Source organism: Oleiphilus sp. HI0079 (genome assembly GCF_001635105.1).
Genome location: NZ_LWFT01000742.1, coordinates 1 through 6,766, shown reverse-complemented (window position 1 = coordinate 6,766; position 6,766 = coordinate 1). Strand labels below are relative to the sequence as shown.

General features: G+C 46.8%; 9 protein-coding genes. 7 read left to right on the top strand and 2 right to left on the bottom strand.

The features are described 5' to 3' along the window. On the top strand, nucleotides 1–245 hold a 245-nt coding region (locus tag A3750_RS13710), incomplete at its 5' end, for an RsmD family RNA methyltransferase (RefSeq protein ID WP_197475035.1). Here the strand turns inward: A3750_RS13710 and A3750_RS13705 are convergent. Further along, nucleotides 242–2,203, bottom strand: coding sequence for a hydantoinase/oxoprolinase family protein (locus A3750_RS13705; RefSeq protein WP_231871823.1), 1,962 nt, complete (start codon nucleotides 2,201–2,203; stop codon nucleotides 242–244). The two genes, A3750_RS13710 and A3750_RS13705, sit on opposite strands and share 4 nt — an antisense overlap. A 36-nt stretch (nucleotides 2,204–2,239) precedes the next feature. Here A3750_RS13705 and mutM point away from each other — a divergent pair, with 36 nt between their 5' ends. Continuing rightward, nucleotides 2,240–3,046 carry a bifunctional DNA-formamidopyrimidine glycosylase/DNA-(apurinic or apyrimidinic site) lyase gene (gene mutM, locus A3750_RS13700; RefSeq protein WP_068456707.1) on the top strand — a complete coding sequence of 269 codons (807 nt, stop codon included), beginning with the start codon at nucleotides 2,240–2,242 and terminating at the stop codon, nucleotides 3,044–3,046. A 131-nt stretch (nucleotides 3,047–3,177) separates the two neighbouring features. Continuing rightward, the gene (locus A3750_RS13695) at nucleotides 3,178–3,522 is read left to right on the top strand and encodes a hypothetical protein (RefSeq protein ID WP_068454819.1); all 345 of its coding nucleotides are present in this window, start codon (nucleotides 3,178–3,180) and stop codon (nucleotides 3,520–3,522) included. An 88-nt stretch (nucleotides 3,523–3,610) separates the two neighbouring features. Here the strand turns inward: A3750_RS13695 and cysQ are convergent, their stop codons facing one another. Further along, on the bottom strand, nucleotides 3,611–4,429 hold the full coding sequence (cysQ, locus tag A3750_RS13690) for a 3'(2'),5'-bisphosphate nucleotidase CysQ (protein ID WP_068454822.1): 819 nt from the start codon (nucleotides 4,427–4,429) through the stop codon (nucleotides 3,611–3,613). Nucleotides 4,430–4,454: 25 nt separating this feature from the next. Between cysQ and yrfG the strand changes: the two genes are divergently transcribed. From yrfG to A3750_RS13670, 4 genes are all read left to right on the top strand, one after another. After that, a complete protein-coding gene (gene yrfG, locus A3750_RS13685; RefSeq protein ID WP_231871822.1) occupies nucleotides 4,455–5,144 on the top strand; it encodes a GMP/IMP nucleotidase in 690 nt (229 codons plus the stop codon). Next, complete coding sequence (locus A3750_RS13680) at nucleotides 5,141–5,548, top strand: RNA-binding S4 domain-containing protein (protein WP_068454833.1); 408 nt, start codon at nucleotides 5,141–5,143, stop codon at nucleotides 5,546–5,548. The genes yrfG and A3750_RS13680 overlap by 4 nt, the downstream gene beginning before the upstream one ends. A 16-nt stretch (nucleotides 5,549–5,564) precedes the next feature. After that, nucleotides 5,565–6,422, top strand: coding sequence for an Hsp33 family molecular chaperone HslO (locus A3750_RS13675; protein ID WP_068454836.1), 858 nt, complete (start codon nucleotides 5,565–5,567; stop codon nucleotides 6,420–6,422). Between the two features lie 117 nt (nucleotides 6,423–6,539). Next, the coding region (locus A3750_RS13670; RefSeq protein ID WP_369819945.1) for a phosphoenolpyruvate carboxykinase (ATP) at nucleotides 6,540–6,766 on the top strand (227 nt) is incomplete at its 3' end.

The window sequence follows — 6,766 nt, the reverse complement described above, 5'->3', positions numbered from 1 at the left end:
TTTTGGAAAAGCAGCGATCTGATTCTTCAGGCTTCGACATTGTTTTTTTGGATCCACCTTTTCGTAAAGGCTTGTTGGTAGAAGTACTGAATCGTCTTGATTCAAGCGCAGTACTCAATAGAGATGCACTGGTTTACATCGAAACCGAATCAGAACTTGCTACTTTGGCTATCCCGAAATCTTGGAATGAGCTGAAAGCTAAGAAAGCAGGGCAGGTGAATTATCGGCTTTTCAAAGCCGGCTAAAGCCTTGTCAGAATTAAATTTCCAAACTGATCCGTTTCAAGGGTCCAGCCGTCCGGTATCCAAGTCGTAGAAATGGCTTCGGTAATAATTGCTGGGCCGCTTAGGATTGTGTTTGCCGATATGCGTTCTCGCGAATAGATTTTACAGCCGTTTTCTTCTTTGTATTCGTTTGTCTGGTGTGCATTCCAAGTACCTAGTGATTGAATGCTCGCTTCACCCTCTACGCTTAATTTCAGGTTAACTAGCTCAAGAGGTTTATCGAGACGGTGACCGAAGCGTTGCTCATGCGCTTTTTCAAACAATTCAGCACTGTTCGCGTTATAGCCGACCTCTATCGTATAGCTTTGACCGAGATATCGAAGATCGAGATGTTTTTTGATGTAGCCGGTGCTCACCAATTCGGGACTCTCTAATCTGATCTCTTGCTGCATTCTTTCAAACATCGTCTCTAGGTCGCTGTGTGATATGTCGCCAAACGGCTTTATATGACTTCTTGTGCTGGTGCGCATTAGCGGGGCAGTGAGCATGCCGAAAGCGGAGAGCACTCCAGCATTGCGCGGAATAATCGCGCTTGTCATGTTGAGTTGATCCGCTAGTGAACAAACATGCATACCACCAGCACCGCCAAAGCAGCACAGCACAAAATCCTTCGGCGCATGCCCTTGTTTTACCGAGATATTATGCAACGCCGCAACCATTTGTTGTTCCGCTATTTGAATAATGCCTTTAGCGGTTTCCTCTACGCTTAGACCGAGTGGTTCTGCAAGGTTTCTAATCGCTGTTTCTGCCGCTTCAAAATTCAGATCTAACGAGCCTCCTAACTTTGCGGAGCGTGGTAGACGGCCTGAGACAAGATTAGCATCGGTTACGGTCGCCAGTTCGCCACCCAGACCGTAGCAGGCTGGTCCGGGTTTTGAGCCTGCTGACTCAGGTCCTACGTGAAGCATCCCAGCGTCATCTATCCACGCGATTGATCCGCCTCCAGCTCCAATGGTGGCCATGTCTAGCATCGGAACTGCGACCGGCCAATTCGCAATCTGGGCTTCGTCGCTGAGTTTGAAGTCGCCATTCATCAGAGATACGTCCGTGCTTGTACCTCCCATGTCGAAGCTCAAGATTCTAGGTTTCTTGAGTTTTTTTCCCAGCAAGCGCACTGCAGAAAGTCCTCCAGCTGGACCGGATAGCAAAAGATTTACTGCGCGATTTTTTGCTTGATCAAGGGTTAGTAGGCCTCCTGAAGATTGCATAATAAAGGCATCACAACCGCTAAGGTCGGTCTGTAAAGAGCTCAAATATTGCGAGACCTTTGGGCCAAGAGATGCGTTCAGCCATGTTGCGATGCCGCGTTCGTACTCTTTGTAAACGGGCAGGACAAAGGATGAACGGGATACGAATCCAAAAGGTTTAAGTGCCCTTTCCAAGCGCCGCTCTTCATCATCATTCAGAAACGAAAATAGCAGATTTATGGCGATCGCCTCGACACCAAGTTGTTTGATTTTGTAGACGAGGTTGTCGATGTCTGCATCGGCTAATGGTTGAATGATCTTGCCTGTCGCATCGCGTCTGCAATCAACCTCGAGACAATACTCCCGGGGCACTGGAGGCGCTGATTTTGTGGGACTTAGGTTGTAAAGCTCTTTTCGATTTTGCCGGCCAATTGTCAACACATCCCGAAAACCTTTATTCGTAACATAAGCCGTTCGCGCCCCTTTTCCCTCAAGCGCCGCGTTTGTTGCTACGGTGCTGCCATGGATGATCTTTATGGCTCCCTTATCAAGCAAGCTATCGACACCGAGCTCTCTGACCCCTTGGATAATTGCTTCTGCAGGGTTTTCTGGTGTCGAGAGGACTTTGTGCGTCTCGAGTGAGCCATTTTCATGCACCAATACGAAATCGGTAAAAGTGCCGCCTGCGTCAATGCCTAAATGTTTGATTTGGGTGTCGAGCTTCGTAGACAATGTTGCGCCTTACAGATTCAAATACAGAGAAATAATGTGCCAGAGCTTCCAGAAGTAGAAACTACGCGCAGAGGTATTTTGCCCTACAGTGAGGGGAAAGTCCTGCGAGAGATTATAATTCGTGACTCGCGTTTGCGTTGGCCTGTTTCCCAAGAACTGGTTGATTGGCAAGCCGATCAAGTACGTTCTCTGGATCGGCGCGGTAAGTACATTATTATGGGGTTCGACGCTGGTAGTATCCTGATCCACCTGGGTATGTCTGGCAGTTTACGGGTTGTTCAGCATTCGGAGCCCGTCCAAAAGCATGATCATCTTGACTTCGTATTTGAGCAATCACGCTTGCGTTTCAATGACCCAAGGCGTTTTGGATCCATATTGTGGACTGGCGAGTGGCGAAATCATGCGCTGATTTCTCATCTTGGTCCGGAACCCCTTTCTGAAGCCTTTGATACGGCGTATTTGTATCAAGCGTCACGCAACAGGAGTGTCGCGGTGAAACAATTTGTTATGGATAGTAAAACGGTTGTGGGTGTTGGCAATATCTACGCAAATGAGGCCCTTTATCTCTCTGGCATCCACCCAAACCGCCCGGCAAACAAAGTTTCTAAAGTGCGGTATGAGCGTTTGGTGATGAATATAAAGCAAGTGCTTACTTCTGCTATAACTCAAGGAGGAACTACTTTGAGGGACTTTGTTGGAGGCGATGGTAAACCTGGTTATTTCCAGCAGAAGTTGTTTGTATATGGTAGGCATGGCGAGCCGTGTAAAGGTTGCGGCGCGGCGCTAAAAGAGCTGAGACTGTCTGGTCGTAGCACTGTATATTGCGGAGTATGTCAAAAATAGCCTTTAAACTCGTCGTTGAATAGCACAACAAATTAGACAGAATCTAAACAGCAGCTATAGTTAAATCATTCACTTAACCTATTCTTTTAGAATTATCTTTAAATACGTTCGGCTCTGGTGGAGGAGTTTCGATGCACCAAAAAATCAAGCAAATATTGTTTAGTCTTGCCCTGTCTTTGACTTTGGCTCTTCCAACAATTGCGCACGCAAATACAATTAGTGAAACACCAAGCTCATTGGCAATGACAGGAGACGCATTATTTGTTCGTCCAGTCATGTTGGTAACGACCGTAATTGGTGCTGGAATTTTTATCATTTCTTCGCCATTTTCGGCCTTGGGTGGAAATTTCGGCGAATCTTTTGAGGTGTTGGTTGAGGGGCCGTTCGAGACTACGTTTGTTCGTTGCCTTGGCTGCACGATCAATGGAAGAAAAGCTTCGGAAGTCGTTGAGCAAGAAGACGACGAGAACGAATAGTCTCTGGAAAGAGAATGAGAAACGCGTGCATGGTTATTCCTGCCCGCGTTTTTTTTGTGCGCCAAATTCGGAATTTCCGGCTAAATGTTTATCCCTTAATGTAGTTAGGCCAAGGGAACTCTACATCACCAACCGCATGGAAATGAGGGTTAAGGATGTCTTCTTTGGTATTGTATTGAAGTGGCGTTAAGTCAGGTTTATATATTTCCCCTCCAGCTCCTTTCAATACTGCATGCGCTGCTGCAGTGTCCCACTCACTGGTGAGAGCCAACCGAGGGTACCAGTCTGCGCTGCCTTCAGCGCATGCGCAGATTTTTAGCGAGCTTCCCATGTCTATCCTAGAGATGTTCGAGAAATCTTGAGATAGGGAGTTAAGTAAGTCGTCTAGGGCTTCAGCTCCGTGACGGCGACTTCCGACTACTTTTAGTTCGCCACCCAGTTTCAGAGCTTGAGCCTCGAGCCTCTCTTCGCCGGCCCTATCTTTTCTCACGCTACCGAAATCCGTGCCGCCGAAATAGAGTTTATCCAAAACCGGCACGTAGACGTAGCCGAGAATCGCCTCTCCATCGCGAATCAATGCAATATTGACGGTAAATTCACCATTCTTATTGATGAATTCTTTGGTGCCATCGAGAGGGTCAACTAACCAATACTCGGACCAAGTGCCACGGATATCATAGCCTGGCAAGCCGCCTTCCTCGGAGAGGATCGGAATGTCTGGAGTTAGCTCGAGCAAGCTCTTCTCAATAATTCTGTGCGCTGCAATATCGGCTTGGGTAACAGGTGAGTCATCGGACTTGGTGTCTATGTCCAATGGCGCCTCTTGCTGGTAAACCTTCAGGATGGCTTGACCGGCTTCTCTTACAATGCGCTCTAGCGCGGGAAACAACTCTCTTAAATCTGACATATCTTCCATGCTTAGTTAGAATGCAGTGAATAAACGCGACCTGAGTATAAAGACTTTGATGCTCGACTGGAATGAAATAGACACGGTCTTCCTTGATATGGACGGCACCTTGCTGGACCTGCATTATGATAACTACTTCTGGCTGCACCACCTGCCGAAGCGTTATGCAGAGATGAAGTCGATGACAGAAGAACAGGCCCGGGATTATCTTGGAGAGTTCTTCCATAGTCTCAAGGGCACGCTGAACTGGTATTGCTTCGATTATTGGGCCGACTTGTTGAATATCGATTTGCTTAGTCTCAAGCATGAAGTGAAAGATAAAATTGCTTTTCGGCCACATGCCCAGACTTTTTTGCAGTTATTGGCGGAAGCGCATTATCGAGTAATTCTCGTTACGAACTCCCACAGAGCAGGAGTTGAAATCAAGATGCAGTGCACCAATTTGGGTGATTATATTGATGAGATACATACTTCGCATGACTTTGGGGTACCAAAAGAAGATCCGGTTTTTTGGCAGAAGTTGAATCAGGCTTTGCCCTTTGACCCAGAAAAGACGGTCTTTTTTGATGACAATGAAGACGTCCTATACTCAGCAAAGCAAGCCGGTTTAGTACATTTGATTAACATTGAGCAGCCAGATAGTCAGGGTGCAATCAGGCAAGAGAGTCCGTTTCCCCTGTTAAAGTCGTTTTTAGATATATTACCGAATTCATGAGTAAGCAGAACAACGCAGAAGTTAAGGTCCGCATTGATAAATGGCTTTGGGCTGCCCGTTTTTTTAAAACGAGAACACTGGCAAAAGAAGCCGTCGAGGGTGGGAAAGTGGAGTACAACGGGCAACGTTGTAAACCAGGAAAAACAGTTGATGTGGGTGTTGAGCTAACAATCCGGCAGGGTTGGGTAGATAAAGTCGTGATTGTAAAAGGCATCTCAGATAGACGGCAAAACGCAACGCTTGCCCAAGTATTGTATGAAGAAACCGAGGAGAGCTTCGAAAAACGCGAGCAGAAGCTTGCTGAACGAAGGGCCGAGCGTGAGAGTCAGCCTGTTGCTTTTCGTCGACCTAATAAGCGTGATAGGCGTTTGATTCACCGTTTTAAAGAAGAACGAAACGATTAAACAGAGAGAAGTATATATGCTTGAAGGTGATTCATTTCAAAAATTTATGTTTGACGAATGCCACATTCGAGGTGAAATCGTCAGGCTTTCAGATAGCTTTCTACAAGCGATAGAAGGTAAGCAATATCCAGCGGTTGTGAGGCAATTGCTTGCCGAGGCAACGGCCGCCACGCTGCTGATGACCGGAACACTTAAGTTTGAAGGGCGTTTGTCGTTGCATGCTCGTGGGCAGGGCCCTCTAACCCTGTTGATGGCAGAAGCAACGAATATGAGGAGCTTTCGAACGATTGCTAATTATACTGACGACATGCCGAACGAAGGCGAGCTGAGGATGCTTTTAGGTAAGGCACAACTCGCCATTACTATCGATCCAGAGAAAGGCAACCGCTACCAGGGTATCGTGCCACTGGAGCACGCGACGATGGCCGAATGTCTTGCGCGATACTTCGACCTTTCAGAGCAGCTAGAAACACATTTTATGTTCGCTTCTGATGAAGACGGCTGTTACGGGTTGATGCTACAGCAGTTGCCGGATTACAAACTCATGGAAGATCAGGATGCATGGGATCGAATTCGGCAGTTGAGTGAAACGCTGGGATTTGAAGAGCTCAAAGCGCATGGTAATGCTGAGATTCTCCACCGTCTTTACCATGAAGAGAAAGTTTCTGTTTTCGAAAGTGAGCCTGTTCAATTCCAATGTTCTTGCTCGGAACAACGGTCTTTGGCTTCTATTGAAGCCTTAGGTATTGAAGAAGCATTAAACATTCTCGAAGAAGAGTCGGTCATTCAGGTGGATTGCCAGTTTTGTGGGCGGCATTATGAGTTTGATCGCGCGAAAATTAACACTGTGTTTAATATCGGCAAGCCGCACTAGGGCTATTCATAGCAGGTATAGAGCGCATAAAACGCGAGAGTCGAAAAGCCTGTCGTTTTTTGTACAGCCTTTTGGCATAATAGCGCACCAATTTTAAGCGGGTTTTGACTCGCCTAAATGCAAATTTCAATTTCTGGTGAGGTCAAAGTGAGTAACACTTTTGTTGATCTAAGTTCAGCGCAACTTGTTGAACACGCGCTTGAGCGCAAAGAAGGCAGCTTAGCCGCAAACGGTTCTTTGGTAGTGACTACAGGTAAAAGAACTGGTCGGTCTCCTATGGATCGTTTTATTGTTGAAGAGCCAAGCACTTCTGATGCTATCTCATGGGGTCCGATTAACCGCCC